This is a genomic window from Lactococcus petauri, assembly GCF_002154895.1.
In the GTDB taxonomy this organism is placed as follows: Bacteria; Bacillota; Bacilli; order Lactobacillales; family Streptococcaceae; genus Lactococcus; species Lactococcus petauri.
Window position 1 is genome coordinate 469,396 of sequence record NZ_MUIZ01000001.1, and the last position, 20,055, is coordinate 489,450.

At 39.8% G+C, this 20,055-nt stretch carries 18 protein-coding genes; 3 read left to right on the forward strand and 15 right to left on the reverse strand.

The window, feature by feature from the left end; genetic code table 11:
• Positions 1–2: 2 nt before the first annotated feature.
• From BZZ03_RS02390 to BZZ03_RS02415, 6 genes are all read right to left on the reverse strand, one after another.
• Positions 3–767 carry a DUF1803 domain-containing protein gene (locus BZZ03_RS02390; RefSeq protein WP_086582317.1) on the reverse strand — a complete coding sequence of 255 codons (765 nt, stop codon included), beginning with the start codon at positions 765–767 and terminating at the stop codon, positions 3–5.
• Positions 767–1,711: a manganese-dependent inorganic pyrophosphatase gene (locus tag BZZ03_RS02395; protein WP_014024319.1), complete on the reverse strand. Its 945-nt coding sequence runs from the start codon at positions 1,709–1,711 to the stop codon at positions 767–769. The genes BZZ03_RS02390 and BZZ03_RS02395 overlap by 1 nt, the downstream gene beginning before the upstream one ends.
• 145 nt (positions 1,712–1,856) lie before the next feature.
• Complete coding sequence (gene pflA / locus BZZ03_RS02400) at positions 1,857–2,651, reverse strand: pyruvate formate-lyase-activating protein (protein WP_086582319.1); 795 nt, start codon at positions 2,649–2,651, stop codon at positions 1,857–1,859.
• Between the two features lie 66 nt (positions 2,652–2,717).
• Complete coding sequence (locus BZZ03_RS02405) at positions 2,718–4,178, reverse strand: DHA2 family efflux MFS transporter permease subunit (protein ID WP_086582322.1); 1,461 nt, start codon at positions 4,176–4,178, stop codon at positions 2,718–2,720.
• A 112-nt stretch (positions 4,179–4,290) separates the two neighbouring features.
• A complete protein-coding gene (locus BZZ03_RS02410; RefSeq protein WP_004259258.1) occupies positions 4,291–5,619 on the reverse strand; it encodes a hemolysin family protein in 1,329 nt (442 codons plus the stop codon).
• Between the two features lie 45 nt (positions 5,620–5,664).
• On the reverse strand, positions 5,665–6,786 hold the full coding sequence (locus BZZ03_RS02415; protein WP_019292424.1) for an AI-2E family transporter: 1,122 nt from the start codon (positions 6,784–6,786) through the stop codon (positions 5,665–5,667).
• Positions 6,787–6,895: 109 nt separating this feature from the next.
• On the opposite strand from BZZ03_RS02415, the gene BZZ03_RS02420 reads away from it, so the two are divergent.
• The gene (locus tag BZZ03_RS02420; protein ID WP_086582324.1) at positions 6,896–7,342 is read left to right on the forward strand and encodes a GNAT family N-acetyltransferase; all 447 of its coding nucleotides are present in this window, start codon (positions 6,896–6,898) and stop codon (positions 7,340–7,342) included.
• 97 nt (positions 7,343–7,439) lie between these two features.
• Here the strand turns inward: BZZ03_RS02420 and BZZ03_RS02425 are convergent, their stop codons facing one another.
• From BZZ03_RS02425 to BZZ03_RS02445, 5 genes are all read right to left on the reverse strand, one after another.
• Positions 7,440–8,021: a uracil-DNA glycosylase family protein gene (locus tag BZZ03_RS02425; protein ID WP_019292426.1), complete on the reverse strand. Its 582-nt coding sequence runs from the start codon at positions 8,019–8,021 to the stop codon at positions 7,440–7,442.
• Complete coding sequence (gene rsmA / locus BZZ03_RS02430) at positions 8,022–8,912, reverse strand: 16S rRNA (adenine(1518)-N(6)/adenine(1519)-N(6))-dimethyltransferase RsmA (RefSeq protein WP_086582326.1); 891 nt, start codon at positions 8,910–8,912, stop codon at positions 8,022–8,024.
• Between the two features lie 460 nt (positions 8,913–9,372).
• On the reverse strand, positions 9,373–11,079 hold the full coding sequence (locus BZZ03_RS02435) for a hypothetical protein (protein WP_086582328.1): 1,707 nt from the start codon (positions 11,077–11,079) through the stop codon (positions 9,373–9,375).
• Between the two features lie 443 nt (positions 11,080–11,522).
• On the reverse strand, positions 11,523–12,398 hold the full coding sequence (gene scrK / locus BZZ03_RS02440) for a fructokinase ScrK (protein WP_195916718.1): 876 nt from the start codon (positions 12,396–12,398) through the stop codon (positions 11,523–11,525).
• 16 nt (positions 12,399–12,414) lie between these two features.
• On the reverse strand, positions 12,415–14,337 hold the full coding sequence (locus BZZ03_RS02445) for a sucrose-specific PTS transporter subunit IIBC (RefSeq protein ID WP_086582332.1): 1,923 nt from the start codon (positions 14,335–14,337) through the stop codon (positions 12,415–12,417).
• Between the two features lie 182 nt (positions 14,338–14,519).
• Here BZZ03_RS02445 and BZZ03_RS02450 point away from each other — a divergent pair, with 182 nt between their 5' ends.
• On the forward strand, positions 14,520–15,935 hold the full coding sequence (locus BZZ03_RS02450) for a sucrose-6-phosphate hydrolase (protein ID WP_086582334.1): 1,416 nt from the start codon (positions 14,520–14,522) through the stop codon (positions 15,933–15,935).
• Complete coding sequence (locus BZZ03_RS02455) at positions 15,935–16,906, forward strand: LacI family DNA-binding transcriptional regulator (protein ID WP_019292431.1); 972 nt, start codon at positions 15,935–15,937, stop codon at positions 16,904–16,906. Before BZZ03_RS02450 ends, BZZ03_RS02455 begins: the two co-directional genes overlap by 1 nt.
• 57 nt (positions 16,907–16,963) lie before the next feature.
• Here BZZ03_RS02455 and BZZ03_RS02460 read toward each other — a convergent pair whose 3' ends face one another.
• The 4 genes from BZZ03_RS02460 to BZZ03_RS02475 are packed head-to-tail and all read right to left on the reverse strand — an operon-like array spanning position 16,964 to position 19,965.
• Positions 16,964–17,734, reverse strand: a complete 771-nt coding sequence (locus BZZ03_RS02460; protein WP_086582336.1) for an ABC transporter permease — start codon at positions 17,732–17,734, stop codon at positions 16,964–16,966.
• Positions 17,727–18,653: an ABC transporter ATP-binding protein gene (locus BZZ03_RS02465; RefSeq protein WP_061413638.1), complete on the reverse strand. Its 927-nt coding sequence runs from the start codon at positions 18,651–18,653 to the stop codon at positions 17,727–17,729. Before BZZ03_RS02465 ends, BZZ03_RS02460 begins: the two co-directional genes overlap by 8 nt.
• A complete protein-coding gene (gene rnmV, locus BZZ03_RS02470; protein WP_019292656.1) occupies positions 18,650–19,195 on the reverse strand; it encodes a ribonuclease M5 in 546 nt (181 codons plus the stop codon). The genes BZZ03_RS02465 and rnmV overlap by 4 nt, the downstream gene beginning before the upstream one ends.
• Positions 19,192–19,965 (reverse strand): TatD family hydrolase, encoded by a 774-nt coding sequence (locus BZZ03_RS02475; RefSeq protein WP_086582338.1) that lies wholly within the window; start codon positions 19,963–19,965, stop codon positions 19,192–19,194. Before BZZ03_RS02475 ends, rnmV begins: the two co-directional genes overlap by 4 nt.
• Positions 19,966–20,055 lie beyond the last annotated feature (90 nt).

Below are 20,055 nucleotides of genomic sequence, written 5' to 3' on the forward strand. Positions count from 1 at the left end.
TTTTATCCTCCTATGGAAATGAAGTTCTTTAATACCTTTGTTTGTTGGATTTGGGCAGAGATGAAGTCTTGAGGAGAATCAAAATGAATTTCTTCAAGTTGAAGTGTATCGTCAAACGCAAGATTTGACGTAAACTCTCGTTCACCTACTGCGGAGATGTAGCCATATTTTTCTAAGGCTCTGATGAAAATATCTGGACGTGCTTTGACAATATCTTTACGCGTAAATTTGAGCAAAAAACTGGTCATGTATTTCAGAGCATACTCTGGATCAACATCGCCCATAAGCTGATATACTTCTTGTTCAAGTATTGTAAGCGGTAAGTGATGCGCCACCTTGTAAAAATAGTTAAATAAGCTATCTGTGGTCAAATCATACCGACTTGAAAAATGTAGCGTGATTGTATTGGTTTTATTTTGAAGTTTTTGCTGGACAATAGACTGCTCCAGTCTCTGCTCCACTTGACTTCTAACTGCCACAAAAAATGGTTCCTCATAGATATTAACAGCTACAGGCATTGTTTTTGAAGAAAGATCAAAGTCAGCATCAGTAAAAACTTTAAAATTATTGCCATAACGTTTATCCTTGCGCCAGATAAAACCAGCAGCAATAAAGCTATCAAGCTGGCGATCTAAGTTTTTCTCTTGTTCAAAAACTTTATGAATTTGGCGTAAGGTTACATCTTCATGCACGTGCAGGTAATTAATCAGTTTTAAGAAAAAAGGCTGACAAGTCAGCCTATTTTCATTAAAAACGCGAATAGGCATTATTTGTTAAACTCTTCAGTAAGTTGTGGTACAACTTGCTTTTTACGTGAAACGGCACCAGCTAAGAAAGCATGGTCGTCTTCTAACGTAAAGTGGAAAGCTGCTTCAACTTTATCTTTGTGGCTACCGATTTCGACAATTTCTGAGTTAGAATTTACGATATCTGTAATCATGAAGACAAAGTCATCATAATGTTCAACTTCCATTGCTTTCTTGATGGCTACTTTGACATCGTGTAAGCGTGAAAGTACATCTTGAATTTCAACTGTATTTACCTGAGCGATACGGATACGACTGCCATTAAGTTCAAATGTTTTTGCATCAATATCAATGAGTTCATCTGCTGACTTGTTGTCCAAGTTTGTGCCAGCTTTAAGCATAGCCATACCATATTCTTGGAGATCAACACCAGCAATTTTTGCCAATTCTTCTGCAACTTTATGGTCAGTTGCATGTGTTGTTGGTGATTTCAAAAGCAATGTGTCTGAAATCAAACCTGAAAGCAAGAGACCTGCTACTTCACGGGGAATCTCAACACCCGCTTCAAGGAATTTGCGGTAAACAATTGAAGAAGCTGAGCCAACAGGTTCAATTGTCATAAACAAAGGAGAAGCAGTATTGAAGTTAGCTACACGGTGGTGGTCCACCACACCAAAGATATTTAATGAAGCAATATCTGCGATTGATTGTTGGAACTCATTGTGATCCGTCAAGATAACTGTATCCACGCCTTCAGCTGCTGCTGATGTTACAACACGTGGTGCTTCTACACCAAAATAGTCCAACGCAAATTGCGTTTCTTCATTAGGTGTACCTAATGCAACACACTCTGTATTCAAAGCGCCAACTGGACGATGGTTGCTCAAATATGAGAAACCATAAGATGATGCGATTGCGTCTGTATCTGGTTTTTGATGACCAAAGACAAAAATTTTATCTGACATTTCTTTTACCTCATTTATATATTTATATTCGCTTCATTATATCAAAAAAAGAGGATTTACGCACGCTTTCAATCTATTACTGGAAGTGTTCTTGCCTTAATCTTGGCACTGAAAAAACTTGAAAGCCAAATGCGGCCTTCAAGTTTTATCTAATTCTCTCTAAATATTCTTGATAAGTTTCTGTACCCATGATTGATTTTGCATTGGACACACGTTCTTTTGTCGGCGGTTTAACACCAGCAAGTGGATATTTCCAGCCTAGTTCGCGCCATTTGAATTCCCCCATCGTATGATAAGGTAAGATTTCAAATTTCAGAACATTATCCAAGGTTTTAACAAATTCCCCTAGCTTTTCTAAATCTTCATCAATATCCGTTTCACCTGGTACAAGCACGTGACGGATCCACATGGCTTGCCCCTTGTCAGAAAGGTAGCGGGCAAATGCTAAAATATTTTCATTAGGGTGTCCCGTCAAGGCCTTGTGACGTTTTGAATCAATTTCTTTCAAGTCCAGCAAGACAAGATCTGTGACTTCAAGAAGTTCATCAATACGAGAGGTGATATATTCATCCGTTCTAAATGGCCGTGCTGAAGTGTCTAATGTGGTATGGATACCCAAACTTTTAGCGTATTGGAAAAGAGCGATGACGAAGTCAATTTGCAACATGGCTTCCCCACCAGATACAGTGATACCTCCTTTTTCGCCCCAAAAACCACGGAAACGAAGTGCTTCGTCCATCACATCTTCTACCGTACGTGTCGTTGCTTTTTCGTTTTTCAACGCCCAAGTATCTGGGTTATGACAATATTTGCAGCGCATTTGACAACCTTGCATAAAAACAATGAAACGTACTCCTGGACCATCTACAGATCCAAAGGATTCGGTAGAGTGAATCAGGCCGGTTACTTTTTTGGCTTCTTCAATATATGTATCAGTCATAAGCTTTTCCTCTTCTTCAGTATGCTTTTATCATACCTCAAATCTCTCTTATTATCAAATCCTTTTCTAGGCTCTTAATTTTCCATCATCAAACAGGTTAACCACAAAAGTAATCACGCAGAGAAGCAAGGCCAAGAAGAAAACATTATGCAAAGCTCCAAGAACGATTTGTTCTAATTGACCATGAATTTTCTCGGGAACGACTACGTTGGAAGATGTACTAATAAATTCGTTGACATTCTTAAAGCTGACTTCTGGAAATTTACTGAGCCCCGCATTAATACCTAAGGAAAAAGCTAGCCCCAATATCCCGGTCATCATTGCTTGACCCAAAGTTCGCCCTAGCACAACGAGAGAACTTGCTTGACCAACCATTTCAGCAGGAACCATTTTTTGTGCCAAAAGTGTCGTTGTTGAAAGTATAACCCCCATCACACTTCCTGTGAAAGCTGAAATAATGTAAAAACCTTCAATTGGGAAAGCAACACTTGAAAGAACTAAGGGAATGTAGACCAGGATAAGAATACCCACTAAAACGGCATAAAGTCTCTTCGGCGCAAAACGTCGTAAAAGAAAACCAACAAAGAAACTGGTTACCATCCAAAACAATGATGTAGGTGTTAATGCAAGACCTGCAACAAAGGCTGGAACGCGATAAATGGCTTGTAGCCAAATAGGAAAATAAATATTGAAAGCAATCAAGCAGCCACTTAAAAGCATTGAAATAATAATCTGAATACTGAAAGTCCTTGTTTTAAACATTTCTAAATTAAATAAAGGATCGACTGCTTTTTTCTCTGTACGAATAAAAATGATGCTGGCCGCAACAATCAAGAAGAGGAGCACAACTTCTAATAGCCAATTGATTGTGGAAGCTGACATTTCTTGAAACATCAGTAATAATGAAACTAAAAGTACAGATAGAGAGACAATACCTGACCAGTCCATCGGTTGTTTTGCTGTTTTTTCATGTACATCCTTATAACCAAAAATTGTAAGTAAAAGTGTGATCAATCCCAAGGGCACATTAATGAAGAAAACCCAGTGCCAACCCAACGTATCAACAATCCATCCGCCAAGCAACGGGCCTACTAAAGCCGAAATCGCCCAAGCTGTATTATTCAACGCCATAATTTTTGCACGCTCTTCAAAATCAAATAAATCAGCAATAATTGTGAAGGTTAAAGGCATCACAGCTCCTGCACCGATACCTTGAATCGCTCGAAAAATAATGAGGAACAGCATGTTGGGGGCAATACCACAAAGTATCGAACCAATCACAAAAGAGACAAGTCCAAAGATAAAAATATTTTTTCGCCCCAGATTATCCGCAAGTTTTCCATAGATTGGTGTTGCAATAGCCGAAATAAGTAAATAAATAGCAAATACCCAGCTTTGGAGTTCTAGTCCTTTCAACTGAGAAATAATGGTTGGCATAGCTGTGGTCACAATCGTAACCTCAACAGATGTCATAAATGTTGCAATAAAAATAGCTATAACAATAGCCAAATGTTCTTTTCTTTTCATATTCCCTCCTCTGTTCTATATCTTCATTTCTTTTACATTTTATCATAGTTTTTTTCAGAAAGTCAGGACAGTAAAATAAAAAGATAGATTAATTTTAATCTATCTTTTACTTTTATTCAGGAAGCTCTACATCAAACTCCACACGAAGTTTTAATATACGATTTCCATCTACTTCCAGACTTGTGAGTGAGAAATGATCTTCTAAGTTGTCAATCTTACACATCACTTGTTGACCTTTTTCTGGAATTTGTCCTGTTTCTGAAAGGAAGAAACCGGCCATTGTGTCTACATCCTTGTTGACCAAATGTGTGCCAAACTCGTCATTAAAGTCATTGATGGTCATTTTACCTTGAACCACATACATGTTCTCACCGATCTTATGAACTTCTGCTTCTGCAATATCCGTTTCGTCTTCAATCTCTCCGACGATTTCTTCAATCAAATCTTCAAGTGTGACGATACCTTCAACGCCCCCATATTCATTCAGCAAAATAGCCATTTGATTTTGGGTATTACGCATCTGGAGCATCAAGTCATCCACAAAGACTGTTTCAGGAACAAAGAGGGGTTCTTGCAACATCTCACGGAAATCAATGTTATCAAAACCGTCAGCAAAGCCTCGAGCTAAGATACGTTTGGTGTGAATAATCCCTAAGATGTTGTCTTTATCATCATCATAAACAGGCACACGAGAGTATGACTCGCTGAGCATTTTCTCAATATTTTCACGCGGATCATCATTGATATCAATCATGAAGGCATCCGTACGTGGAACCATAATTTCACGTGCTACAAGTTCATCAAGACTGAAAACACCTGTAATCATTTCACGTTCAGAATCATCTAAGGCCGTTTCATCCGTGTGCACGAGATACTCAATCTCATCACGTGTCATGTCATCATCACTGCTGTCAAACTTGATTGGGAAAATTCTTGCCAGCCCATTAATCGTAATGGTCAACAACCAAATGAAAGGTTTTAAAACTACACCAATCGCCATCAAGGGACGAACCATTTTCAAAGCTGCTTTTTCTTTAAGAGCCTGAGCGATACGTTTAGGGAAAAGCTCACCAAATACAATCGTAAAGAAAGTCAAAATAACCAAGATAATGATTTTACTTAAGGTTTGGGCAAAGCTTGTATCACCAAACAACGGTGCCAGCTGTGCAGCTAATGTATCAGCCAAACTTGCCCCCGCTACGATATTCAAGAAGGTAATCCCAACTTGAACGGTGGACAGGAAGTGTGTCGGATTATCGATTACACTAAGCAAATATTGATACTGCTCATCGCCTTCACTCGCCTTTTGCTCTACACGCGATCGCGATAGAGAAACGAGGGCCATCTCACTTGCTGAGAAGAATGCATTCAAAGCAGTAAGAAAAACAAGTAATAAAATCTGTAAAATTATCGAGGTGCTCTCGGGGTCAGGGTGTGCCATTTTTACTCCTATTTTTTAGTAATATGAAAACTATTATATCATAGTTTAATCGTTTTGAAATATTTTTTTCTTTTCTTGCTCACGATGATTATGCCATAAGCCAGCAAGGAACTTCACAATTTCTTTAACTAATGAGTAGACAGGTACGGCAATAATCATACCTAGAATCCCATATAAACTTCCTGAAACCAACATCAAAACCATAACCGTCACAGGGTGAACGCGCACAGCATTCCCAACGATTTTAGGATAAACAAGGTTCCCGTCAATCTGTTGTAGGATTAAAACATAAGCGACAGCGAGTACGGCTGTCCAAGGTTGAGTAAATGCCAAAGTAAAAATTACCGGCAAAACTCCGATATAGGGTCCTGCATAAGGAATTAAGTTGGTAATAGCCGAAAAGCTGGCAAACAAGAAGGCGTAAGGAATGCCGAACAACATGTAACCTACAAAGACAAAGATGAAAACCAAAAGCGAGTCCAAAGCCACGCCCGAAATATAACGAGAAATTGTCGCATTCATCTTCTCGAGGAGCTCAACAAAACCAAGTGGATCTTCACGAAAAATTGTACGTTTTAAAGAAGGAAGTAATTTTTCACCATCTTTTAGCATATAGTAAAGTAGGATAGGAACTAAGATAGCAACCATAACCACAGAGGAAATGATACTTACGATGCTTCCAACACTGTCCGTTAAATTTTTAAGCAAATTATTCAGAATATCAGTATAAGATAAATTAATATTACTAATCATGCCATTAATGTCCAGCTGACGGTAAATGTGAGCAAATCGTGGATCATTTTGTAAAGATTCAATCCAATGACGAAACTCAGGAAATGCTTTCGTACTGGCATCAATCAAGCTACTTAACTGCGAAACGACATTAGGGATGATGGATGCAATACTCCAAACCACAAGTCCAAGCAAAGTAATCAAAACAATCAAAATCGCAAAGAAACGTTTAATTTTCCAACGGGTTTCCATATAAGTCACTACAGGTTTGAAGATGTAGTAAAGAAAACCCGCGATGATGAAGGGAATAAAGAGCAGGGCCAAAAGAGTTTTGACCGGTTGGAAGAGAAATTCCAGTTGCATGAGCATAAAAATAAGCAGGGTCGCTGCTAAAATTTCTACTGTCCAAAAAAATAATTTACTGTTTTTAAACATAATATCCTACTAATAAGGGCAAACGAAGCCCTTTCTTTTTTTTTAAAGCTATTTATATTATAATTGAAATAAGATTTTTACGCAAATTCAAGATTTCGGGAGGAAATTTATGCAAATCAAGCAAACCCGTGACACCATGTCGGAAATATACTGTGATGCATTACGTATTCGTAATACGGTTTTTGTAAAGGAGCAAGGTGTTCCTTTTGATTTAGAAGTTGGCAGTCCTATTGATGAGGCACATTCCGTGCACTTTGTAGGTTACGAGGATGGTAAAGCCTTAGCGACTGTTCGTCTTTTGGTGGATAGCGAAGATAAGAAACATGCTGTGATCCAACGAATGGCCGTTCTAAAAGAGGAACGTGGCAAAGGTTATGCAAATGTCCTCTTACAAAGTCTTCTTGATTTTTGCAATCAAGCAGGAATTACACTTTTAACTTTGCATGCACAACTTAGCGCCAAAGGCCTCTATGAAAAATTCGGCTTTCAAGCGCAAGGCAAAACCTTTACCGAAGCTGGAATCGAACATGTTACCATGTCTTTTGAAATTAAATAAAAAAATAAGCGCTCACCTATTCACCGTTGGAGAGCGCTTTCCTTTATTTATATGCATTATATTAGCAATTCCTTAAACAAAACTAAACCTCCTTGCTTCAAGCAAGGAGATTTTTTACTCTTATTTTTAACTCCGGCAAGACCTGTGCCTCAAACCATGGATTTTTCCGTAACCAAATATTATTACGTGGTGAAGGATGCACAAGTGGAAAATATTCCGGTAGATAATTCTCAAAATCACGTACAACATCAGTAATACGTGTTTTCTTCGGCACATTAAGATAGTAAGGAATCGCGTAAGAACCAATGAGGACAATAAGCTCCAACTGCGGCATTTCTTTAATCAATAAAGGATGCCATTTTTCCGCAAAGCCTTTACGGGGCGGTAAATCACCCGATTTTCCTTTACCTGGAAAGTAAAAGTCCATAGGCAAGATGGCGAGCTTAGATGAGCTGTAAAATTCTTCATAAGAAATCCCTAGCCATTCACGAAGACGATCCCCGGAAGGATCATTCCAAAAAAGACGACTCTCCTGTGCTCGAATTCCTGGTGCTTGACCTACAATAAGGATTTTTGCTTCATGGTGTACGGAGTAGAGCGGGGCAATACCTTGTGCAGTATACAAAGTATTTTGCGGATCTTCTTTTATGGCTTGAAAAATTTTTGACAGCTTATCCATTTATTCTCCTTCTTTGAGAGGAAGTAGAGCATCGGCTAATCGTGCGAATTCTGGTATTGAAAGTGCTTCGGCACGAATGGTAGGCGAAATATCCGCCTGGGCCAAAAGTTCAGTTATTTCTGGTTTTTTCTCCTTGCCAAAAGCAGATTGTAAGTTGTTCATTAAAGTTTTACGACGGTGAACAAAGGTTGAGTGCATGGTTTTAAAGAAGAAATCTTCATCCTTCACAGCAACCAAAGGCTGCTCGCGGCGTGTCATCTTCAATATAGCTGAATCTACATTAGGCGCTGGAACAAAAACTGTGCGCGGCACAGTGAAAGCGACTTGTGCTTCCATATAATATTGCACCGCTATCGAAAGCGAGCCGTAAGCCTTTGTGCTTGGTTTAGCTGCAATACGATCCGCAACCTCTTTTTGCATCATCACTACAAACTCAGTAAAGGGAATCTTAGATTCAATCAAGTGCATGAGAATTGGTGTTGTAATGTAATAAGGAAGATTTGCTACGACTTTTATAGGCAAGTCAGGATTTTTGAAATTCTTGATGTGCTCACGCATATCAACTTTCAAAACATCAGCATTTACAAGTTGAAAGTTATCATACGGCGCCAAAGTTTCTTCCAAAATTGGAATCAAAGTTTTGTCAATTTCAAAAGCCATTACTTCTGCTGCCTCTTCAAGTAAATACTGCGTGAGTGAACCAATACCTGGTCCAATCTCAATCACGTTTACTTGTTCTGAAAGTTCAGCAGTTGCCGTAATTTTTGTCAAAATATTATGGTCCGTCAAAAAGTTTTGACCAAATTTTTTCTTAAAGTTAAAGTCATGCCGACGAAGAATATCCTGTGTGCGAATGACATTTGAGATACGATCTATATTTGAAGTTATCATAGCTTTATTATAGCAGAATTAATGTCCCAACTCTAGATTAACCTTCGTACCTACAGGTACATCTGTCCAATGGACAGACTTCTTCCTTGTAATAACTGTGCTTTTCTATACCGAACGCAATCATTGGCTCTTTCAAAGTTTCCAGTTGGGCAAATAGCATAGTAGAACCCAACCTTGATAAACTGATGGTTCTTTCAATAGAGTTGCATTCTTCTATTGATTATCTGCTTGATGTAGCCGATGGGGGGGCGCATCAAGTCCTTGGCAAAAATATAAGAAAAACTAGCGCTTGTTATAATACTGGTTTTTCTTATGTTTAGCCAAATCCAAAACTATATTAGAGTGATAACCAAAAAAGAGAGCTTTCGCTCCCTTGATTTTCTCTCCTCTTGTTGGAGATTTCTTTTTATATGAAGCTCACAAATGACTGAGCTTGCGAAGTTTATTGTATCTCACCTTCTTACTCAGAAACATTCCCTGCCCGAATGATGAAGGCTGGGCGCACGCCACCTGTCTGACCACCGAAAGCACGTTGGTAGGCCGCAAAGCCTCCTAGAAAACCACGCCCGCCATTGTCTATCACCCAAGCTGTATTTTCATCCGCAGGTGTACGTGTAAACCACCATTCGTTATCGTCAGCCCCAGCCACACGGCTTTGGAAAGTTGGGAAAGCCGTGGCAAGCATGAGCGGCCTATCCGGGAAAGTTGGTGAAAAGCGCATCACATCCGCCATCGAAAGCGCAAAAACTTGTGGCTCTCCTGCTGAATTAATATTTGTCAAATCATTTGCGACATCGGGCCAATTCCCCAGATTAGTCGGGCGCCAACCAGGAAATGTTCCCCACTCCAAATCAGCATCCCTCACACCCGGTACAGCATCTTGCTCAGGGATTACTACAGGTAGAACCCGTTCTTTTAATTGGAGAGGTAAGTTGAGATTCCAATAATTTTCTAATGCAAGATCTTGGGAATTCCATGGAATTCCCAAGATCGTATGTATGCTGAGAATCATATGTCCGTCCTGCTCTTCCCCGGCAACTGGTCCAAGATAAAGGAATGGTTCCCCAACAGTCGTGAAGCGTTGCCCAGGCTGAATGCGATCAAATAAATGGTCAAGCATAAAGTCCTCGATGTTGTTATTAGGATTATTGAAGGCGGTCGTTCTAACAAGTGAAAGGAAGAGTTCCAAATCAGCTGAAGCGTCGTCTTCATCAGAGAAACGTGGCCCCTCATGCTCCCACATATCTTCCATTTTACCTGCACCAATCAACTCACTGGTCACATGAATGCCGTAGTAATAAGAACCTGGAAACTCGTGAGCTTCTGGTGTCATTTGAGCCGCATCCAAGAGATAAGATGTGGCTTCCCCAGGGTGGAGGGCAAAGGCATAGTAAGCCCAGCCTGTCGCTTCATCCATGACCCAGTAATTGCCAACCTTCTCCCCAGACTCCCACGGAAGTCTCTGCCACTCATTCAAGGTCATTGGTGCTCTAGATTGTTCGAGGTTTTGCGCTGTCTCCCGTGTAACCTCTGCGCCCGGCCATTGGCCAGAGTTGGTATAGGTTTCACCTTGAGACCAGTAACCATCTTTACCATCGCCAGGATGTGTCGCTCGAGGGTAGACTTCCCCATCTCTTACATAGCTCAGGTCACGGGCATGACCAGCAGCGGCTGTGACGGGATCGTCGTAGACGGTATTAAAGGTTGGCAGATACCAAGGTGGATCTTCGCCACCACGTGTCCAACCAAAGTTTAAGTTGGAATAATCATTAAAGGCAGCCGAAGGGATACCCTCTATACTTCTACGCCGTGAAACATTGTTTTCTTCGGGGATATAAGTCGTCCAGCTCTCCAAGTTCTCACGCTCAGTTCCCGGTACCACTGGCTTCCAATCGTCACTCCCACGTTCTTGAATCGCCATGAATTCCGATAACTTCAACCTTACAATGATGGGCTCTTGACCGAAGTTCTCGATAAAGACATCTTTGTTTCCACTGTCACTGTTGAAGTAATCGTGTACCCGACCACCGTAATCCGCACGATTTTCCCTTAAGCGGTCGTTGATGGCCTGTTGGTTAAAGGCTGCGAAGGCAAATGTCCCTCCGATTAAGCCTAAGAGTGCTAAAAGTGCGATATTACGCAGTTTGCGTTTCTTTTCTGGGCTCATAAGTCACTCCTCACTTTAAGATTTTTTGAGTTGTTGTTGGACAACAGACAAGACAAAAACGCCCTAATATCCAGAACGTTTTTAAGTGCATAGCGAAAAAGGCGGAAAGCTACCGCTGTCTGTCTGTCTGTCTGTCTGTCTGTCTGTCTGTCTGTCTGTCTGTCTGTCTGTCTGATTATAGGTCATTAGCTCTACCTCGTCAAATCTTTATTTACACTGCGTAATATTATTAATTTTTATATAATACTATTGTAATATTTTTCTTAGTGAATTCAAAGTAATTCCCAAGAAAAGAATGCTAAAAAGAGAGACGCCGTCTCTCCTTCTCGTTCTATAATCCATTATCAAAGAATTTCCGTTTTTTTATTTTTAAGCTAAACATACTTTTTCATCTTAACTTTAGCTTGTGAGCCACGAATACTATTTAGAGAAAGCCCAACATCTCACTCCACAAGCTCTAAGGCTGCTTTACCTAAAGCAAAGTTCCCAAGGGTTGCGGAGCCATTTTCCGAAACACTCGGCAGTCGCAAATATTCATCTATCGGACATGGGAGAGCAACGTAATGATTCAGAAGTTTCACAAATTCTTTTTGAACATGTGCGAGCATATTGGGCTGCTCCATAATCCCACCGCCTAGTATAATAGCATCAGGTGCTAATGTTAAAGTTGCATTAAGCACGCCTTGCGCGATATAGTAGGCCAAGATTTCCCACTCAGGACTGTCTGCAGGAAGTTCTTCACCCGAAATCCCTGTTCTGGCTTCAAGACTTGGACCTGAAGCCAGTCCTTCCAAACAATCACCATGAAACGGACAAATACCTTTAAAATAAAGATCGTTTGGATGGCGTTTAACCATTTGATGGCCCATTTCAGCATGGCTTGTAGCACCAATAAAGTGACCGCCTTGAATAGCGCCACCGCCAATCCCTGTACCAATAGTAAAGTAGACTAGATTTTCAAGAGCAGTATTCATCATTTCACCATAAGCCGATGCATTTACGTCAGTAGTAAAAGCTATAGGAACATGAAGTGCCTCTTCTAAAAGCCCAACCAAATCCGTATTTGCCCAACCTGCCTTCGGTGTTGAAGTAATAAAACCGTAAGTTTTACTTTTACTGTTAATATCGATAGGACCAAACGATCCTAAGCCAATTGCCGCAACATTTTTTGATTTAAAATAATCGACGGTAGCAGCAATTGTTTCCTCGGGTGTTGTGGTAGATATTCTAATTTTATCTACAAGCTCGAACTGCTCATCCGCAACGGCGAGCACAAACTTTGTCCCACCAGCTTCTATAGATCCATAATACATTGTCAACTTCTACTCCTTTTCTTCAAATTAATGAAAGAATTTTTTCCTGTTTTACTACTTTTACATGTTGCTTTAATACTAAAACATCGTTATAGTCAGACGAATTTGTAATCATCATCATTACCATATCCTCTAACCCAGCTTCCTTGATAGCCTTCCTGTTAAATGTTCCAAGCAAGTCACCTTTTTTAACTTTTTGGCCTGCCTTCACATTTTGGCTAAAGCCTTTTCCCTTCATCGTGACCGTATCAATACCAATGTGAATCAAGATTTCTGCTCCACTTTCGGTTTTCATACCATAGGCATGACCCGTTTCGTAAGCAATCACAATTTCTCCATCTGCTGGCGCAAAGACATGATCATCTGCAGGTTGGATAGCGACACCTTTGCCCATTTTTTCTGTGGAGAAGACAGGATCATTGACCTGCGAGAGTGGAAAAGCTGTGCCATTGATTGGTACGAAAATTGCTTCCTTTTCAGAGTTTTCTATATCTTGCATTTCAGAAGTGGGCTTCTCAATTTTTTTGTTTTCAACTTGTCGTCCGTAAATCAAAGTAACAATGAATGCAAGGATAAAGCTAATCAAAATAGCGAACATAAACTGCAGATTGTAGCCTGCTTTAATGGAGATAAACCCAATCAAACCGGCAGAGCCTAAGCTTACACCCAGCACATGGAAAAGCCCCATAAATAATGAACCAACAGCGGAAGCACCAAGTGCAATAAAGAATGGATATTTAAGTTTTAGGTTGACCCCAAAGAGGGCAGGCTCAGTTATCCCTAAAAGGGCGGAAAAACCAGCTGGAGCTGCGAGCGCCTTTGTTTTAATATTTTTTGTCAGGAAGAAGATCGCGAAGGTTGCACCTGCTTGTGCCATATTGGCTGCAGCTGCAACCGGAAAAATAAAATCCCCACCAATACCCGAATGCTGATAGTTAGTGATAAGCATGGTTTCAATTGCTGAAAAGCTTTGGTGTAAACCTGTCAAAACAATCAGTGAGTAGAAACCGCCAAATATGAACATTCCTAAGGCACCTAAGGTGTCATAAAGGCCAACCAAGCCATCTGTTAAACCATTTGATACAAAACGAAGTGCAGGACCAATTATGGTAAAAGTGAGAAATCCTGTAATAATTACCGAAAGCAATGGTGTGAAAGTGAAGTCAACTGCGTTGTTCAAATGTTTATGGAAAAAGTTTTCCAGCTTTGCAAGGACAAAAGATACCCCAATAACAGGAAGTACTTGACCTTGATAACCTGCCTGAGCAACATTTAAACCAAATATATTCCAGTAGGTCATTTCATTGTTTGCAATAGCTGTGGCCACCGCATAACCATTGACAAGCGATGGCATCACCATAATCATCCCGATAACCGCACCAAGATAGGGATTTCCTCCGAAACGTTTGGTAGCCGAAAATCCTATAAGAACAGGCATAAAGGCAAATGGTGCTGCACTCATAGCATTGACAATGTCTGCAAATCCTTTCCAAGATGGAAACATTTCAACAACTGATTTTGCTGCAAAAAGATTCTCAGCGGTAAGAGCGTTATTGAGTGCCATCAATAAACCACCTGCAACAAGAGCGGGAATCAAAGGAACAAAGATATCTGAAAGAAGTTTGACTAATGCCATCACAGGATTTGGTTTGTTTTGGCTGTTTACAATCTCTTTTAAATCAGCTGTCGACGCCTCTTTTACTCCTGTAAGTTTGACAAATTCCTTATAGACTTTATTGACATCACCAGGTCCCACAATGATTTGATATTGTCCCGCCGTCTCAAAAGTTCCTTTGAGATCTGGGTCATTGTCTAAGGCTTCTTGATGAATCAATGAGCTGTCTTTCAGTACAAGGCGCAAGCGGGTTGCGCAATGTGCCGCTGCTTGAATATTCTCTTCTCCCACAGCAAAAATAATCCGTTCAGCAACTTGTTTGTGGTTCATAGTTTTCTCCTAAAATTTATTTTGGTGTCGCTTACATAACACATTTAATCACTTTACAAAAAATATGTCAAGCGTTTAACATAAAATAAAACATTACTTAAAATAATCAAGTTTATAAATTGACTTTTACATGAAAAACGTTTATCATAAAAATAAAATATGACGATAAGGAAATACAAGAAATGACATGGACTACCACTGAACGATACCGTGCTTATGAAAGCTATTCTGAGGATGAATTAAAGACCTTACGCGAACGTGTTGCTCAATCCCCTTGGCACTCAACTTTTCATATTGAGCCAGAAACCGGTCTTCTCAATGACCCCAATGGTTTTTCATTTTTTAATGGCAAATGGCATCTCTTTTACCAACATTTTCCATTTGGCGCTGTGCATGGTTTGAAGTCATGGGTACACTTGACTTCTACAGATTTGGTGCACTTTGAAAAATCAGGACTCATTCTCTACCCTGATACGAAATTTGAGAACGCTGGTGCTTTTTCTGGTTCTGCTTTTCCTCTTGATGATGCACTTTTTATCATGTACACAGGAAATCATCGTAAAGAGGATTGGACACGCATACCTTATCAACTTGGCGCTAAGTTGGATAAAGAAAATCAGCTAGAAAAGTTGCCAGAGCCTATAATCTATCCCAATTTCTCAGAAACAACTGATCACTTTCGAGATCCACAAATTTTTCAACACCAAAAGAAACACTATATGCTGATTGGTGCACAATCTGTCGCCGAAGAAGGAAAAATAAAGATTTATCGCTCTAAAAATGAGCAATTAACAGCTTGGGAAGACTTAGGATTTTTGAATTTTACTTCAGAAAAGATGGGCTATATGATCGAATGTCCCAATCTTATCTTTATAAATAACACACCGGTCCTCATCTTCTGCCCCCAAGGCTTGGATCAATCAATCTGCTCTTATGGCAATATTTACCCCAATACCTATCTTATTGCCGATTCTTTTTCTGTTGATAAAGAAGTCCGGTTAATGGGCGACAATAGGATAGAAAATCTTGATTATGGCTTTGACTGTTATGCCACACAGGCTTTTAATGCTCCTGACGGCTCTGCTTATGCTATTTCTTGGTTAGGTTTACCAGATACAACTTATCCGACAGATCAGTTTGGCGTGCAAGGCGCCTTGTCTATGGTCAAAAAACTAAGTATTAAAGACGGAAAGCTTTATCAAACTCCTGTAGATGAAATGAAAAATTTACGCAAGAAAGAAAAAGAGTTTTTACTCAAAGAAGAGCTTATTCCTACACATAATGCTTTTGAAATGGAAATTGACCTCAAGTCTGAAGAATCACACCATTTGAATATCATGGCAAACGCTTCTCATGAAAGTGCACTGGAAATACACATTGACAAGGAAAATGATTGTTTCACGGTTAAAAGAAATTATGAAAAAAGGACAGTAAATGTTAAAATAGAAAAAGTTAATCTATTTATAGATAAATCTATTTTTGAAATTTTTATTAATGATGGAGAGAAAGTCTTATCGGGGCGTGTATTTCCTAACAAAGAACAGTATTTTATACAAAGTGAAAAACCGATAAATATTAAAATGTGGGAACTGAATTAGTGGTTAAACTTGAAGATGTTGCAAAAAAAGCGGGTGTAAGTTTGACAACCGCTTCGCGTGTGATTAATAACAAAGGGTACTTAAGCGACACAACTATTGCTAAGGTTGAGGCCGCAATGCGTGACTTACATTATGTCCCAAATGCTGCAGCCCGCTCTTTACAAGGGAAATCTTTAAAATTAATTGGTCTCGTTTTTCCTAATATCCAGAATGTATTCTATGCAGAATTAATCGAAAAAATTGAACAGGCACTCTTTCGAAGAGGCTATAAAGCCATGCTGGCAACAACTGAGCACGACGAAAGGAAAGAAAGAGATTATTTAACTTTACTCCTTTCTAACCAAGTGGATGGCATCATTTATGGAAGTCATAATTTAAGTACTAACGATTATACTGCAATCCACGCACCTATCGTATCTTTTGACCGCATCCTCACTGCACAAACTACTATCGTTAGTTCAGATAATTTGCAAGGCGGTCGTTTAGCAACAGAAACTTTGATAAAAAACGGGAACAAAAAAATTGCTATTTTTACCGGCAGTGACAATACTAATTCGCCCACGCGCCTCAGACGTGAAGGCTATCTCTCTGTGATGAAAAAGCATGACTTAGAACCTCATGTGATTAAAATCCCAACAAGTTTAACTTTTCTGAATAAAAAAGAAGAAATCAAGAGAATTTTAAAAAAATCTGACTTTGACGGGATTTTCTGCACAGATGACTTAACAGCACTTCTTGTGAAAAATCTAGCGGCGGCAATGAACAAAGATATAAGTATCATTGGCTTTGACGGCACAGAGTTTATCAGGGAATATCATCCAGACTTGACGACAGTGAAGCAACCCATTACAGATTTGGCGGAGCTTTTAGTCGACTTAGTTATTCGTAAAATCCAAGGAGAAACAGTCGAAAACTCTTATAAACTTCCTATAACTTTACATCAAGGACGAAAGCCTTTCGAAGAAGAATAAAAAAAGCGAAAACCAATCGGTTTTCGCTTTTTTATTCTAACTTTCTTTATCTTACTTTCAAGATCTCAAACCACGACCACGTTCAATAAAGTAATAGCAAACGGCATAGAGAGCAATGACAAAACCAAGTAGCACAAGCAAGCTAATCCACAGGGCAACATCTTGCACACCTAAAAAGCCATAACGGAAACCTGAAATCATATATACGATCGGGTTGACTTTCGAAATGTCCTGCCAAATTGGGGGTAACATAGAGATAGCATAGAAGACACCACCGAGATAAGTCAAAGGTTGTAAGACAAATGTTGGCACGATCGAAACATCATCAAAAGAACGCGCAAAGACACCATTAAGAAGCCCAGCCAAGGAAAAGAGGAAAGCCGTCAACAACAGAGTTACAACAATTACGAGCCAAGACTTCACAACTAAAGGAACAAAAAGCAACGAAATGATAGTCACTAACGTCCCAACGAAAATACCTCGAAGACTTCCGCCGGCCACAAAGCCTAAAATAATCACATGTGTAGGCACTGGAGCGACGAGTAATTCTTCAATATTTTTTTGAAATTTTTGCGAAAAGAAACTCGAAGAAACGTTCGCATAAGAGCTAGTAATAACAGACATCATGATAAGTCCGGGCACGATAAATTGCATATAAGAAAAACCATGCATATCACCGATTCGTGAACCGATCATTTTACCAAAGATAATAAAATAAAGTGTGGTCGTAATCACTGGTGGCACAAGAGTTTGCACCCAAATACGCATAAAACGTGTGACTTCCTTGATAGCAAGAGATTTTCCTGCAGTCCAGTAGAGTTTAAACATTTTTTCCCTCCTCTTCATGGGTAAGCTTAACAAAAAGCTCTTCTAGACGGTTTGATTTATTGCGCATGGAGAGGACCTGAACACCTTGTGCAGTTAGTTGCTCAAAAGCAGCATTGATGCCCTGGTTGCGTTCAATCTTAAGCTCCAAAGTCTGGGAATCCACCAATTTCATCTCATATCCAATGAGCTCTGGTGCTTGCCCTTCCGCTTTAATATCGAGAATAAATGTTTCCGACTGTAATTTCGATAGTAAGTTTTTCATACTTGTATCTTCAATTACTTGTCCAGATTGGATAATTCCAATATTTCGGCAAAGCATTTCTGCTTCTTCCAAATAGTGTGTCGTCAGAATAATTGTTGTACCTGAAGCATTGAGTTGTGCGAGAAATTCCCACATTGAGCGGCGAACATCAATATCAACACCCGCTGTTGGCTCATCCAAAATCAAGAGCTTAGGCTCATGCATCAAGGCACGTGCAATCATCAAACGACGTTTCATCCCACCAGAAAGACGTCCTGCACGATCATTACGCTTTTCCCAAAGTTCCAACTGTGTGAGATATTTTTCTGAGCGTTTGAGCGCTTCCTTACGAGGTACACCATAGTATCCGGCTTGATTGACTAAGATTTGTTGAACCGTTTCAAACTGATTAAAGTTAAACTCTTGGGGCACAAGTCCGAGTTGTTGCTTAGCCTGCACTAGATTTTTATCAATATCATAGTCAAAGACTTTAACTGTTCCAGACGTTTTATTCACGAGTGAAGTAATAATACCGATAGTAGTTGATTTCCCTGCCCCATTAGGACCAAGCAAGGCATAAAAATCTCCTTCTTCAACTGCTAAATCAATACCTTTTAAGGCTTCCGTACCGGAATCATATACTTTTCTTAAGTTTTTTATTTCAAGTGCTTTTTTCATTTATAGCCCTTCATTATTTCTTCTATTTGTTGAAGCTCAATCCCAAACATGTTAAGTCTTTTGAGGATTTGCTTGCCATTAGCATAACCTATGCGGAGTTCTTCACAGAGATATTCCCGACGTTGGCGACTATCAGAGCGGAGGACAAGACCAAAGTTAATAAGATCTGCTTGAACCACAGTCGGCTCGATATTCGCGCCTCCTGTCAAGTGTCCCAAAGCTTTTTGCAAATCTTCATACTTGGCATGTTCTACTCCGAGAGAACCTTTACCTTTAGGTCGTGCTTCTTCACGTTTCAAAAAGGCATGCTGCGCCTCAGGAATAGCTTGCATAATAATCTTACGGATGCGTTCCCCTTGAAAATCTGGATCAGTAAAAACAACAAGCCCTCGTTTCTCTTGGAGGACCTTTAACCGCTCGATATCAGTCGCGTCTATACTACTTCCACCAGTTTCATAGGTATCCAGATCATAAAAGCGCTTCAGGTTTCTTGTGTCATCTCGCCCTTCAACGACGATAACTTTTTCGATTTTTTCTTTCATGAGGTCAAACCAAAAACTTTCAGTGCATTTGCATAGGTTTGCTCAGCCACTTCTTCCAAGCTAAGTCCACGAAGTTCCGCAATTTTCTCTGCTGTATAACGTGTGTAGCCTGGCTGATTTTCCTTACCGCGATAAGGCATTGGTGAAAGATAAGGGGCATCAGTTTCCACAAGTATGCGATCTAAAGGAAGCTTTGTAGCTGCTTCTTGGACATCAAGAGCCTTTTTAAATGTCACAACACCTGAGAAAGAAAGCATTAGACCAAGCTCCAGAAACTGTCGGGCCTCTTCATAGGTACCAGAAAAGCTGTGCATGATTCCTCCACGAGAGCCAACGCCTTCAGACTTTATAATTTCATAAGTATCAGCTAAAGCATCACGTGTGTGTACCACAAAAGGAACATCTGCTTCTTTTGAAATTTGAATTTGGCGCCGAAAACTTTGTTCTTGCAGTTCTTTTGATTCGACCATCCAATGATAATCTAAGCCAATTTCGCCCACTGCAAGCACCTTATTTTTTTGCAAATTTTCCAGCAGATACTGCTCTGCAGCTTGATCAAAGCTTCCACATTCATCTGGATGCCAACCAATCGTAGCATAGCATTCTTCATGTTCTGTAGCAAGCTTTATCGCCCAATCATTTGTTTTACGTTCCACTCCGACAATATTCATGCGATGAACCCCTAGCTCATGTGCCTGAGTAATAATTTCCTTTTCTCTACCAATAAATTCATCTGAATTGAGGTGTGTGTGCGTGTCAAAAATATCCATTCTTCTATTATAACCCAAAATAAAGCAAATCTTATCTTAGAAAAACCGCTCTATTTTAAAAAGAAAATTTTCCTTTACTAAAAGCATGCA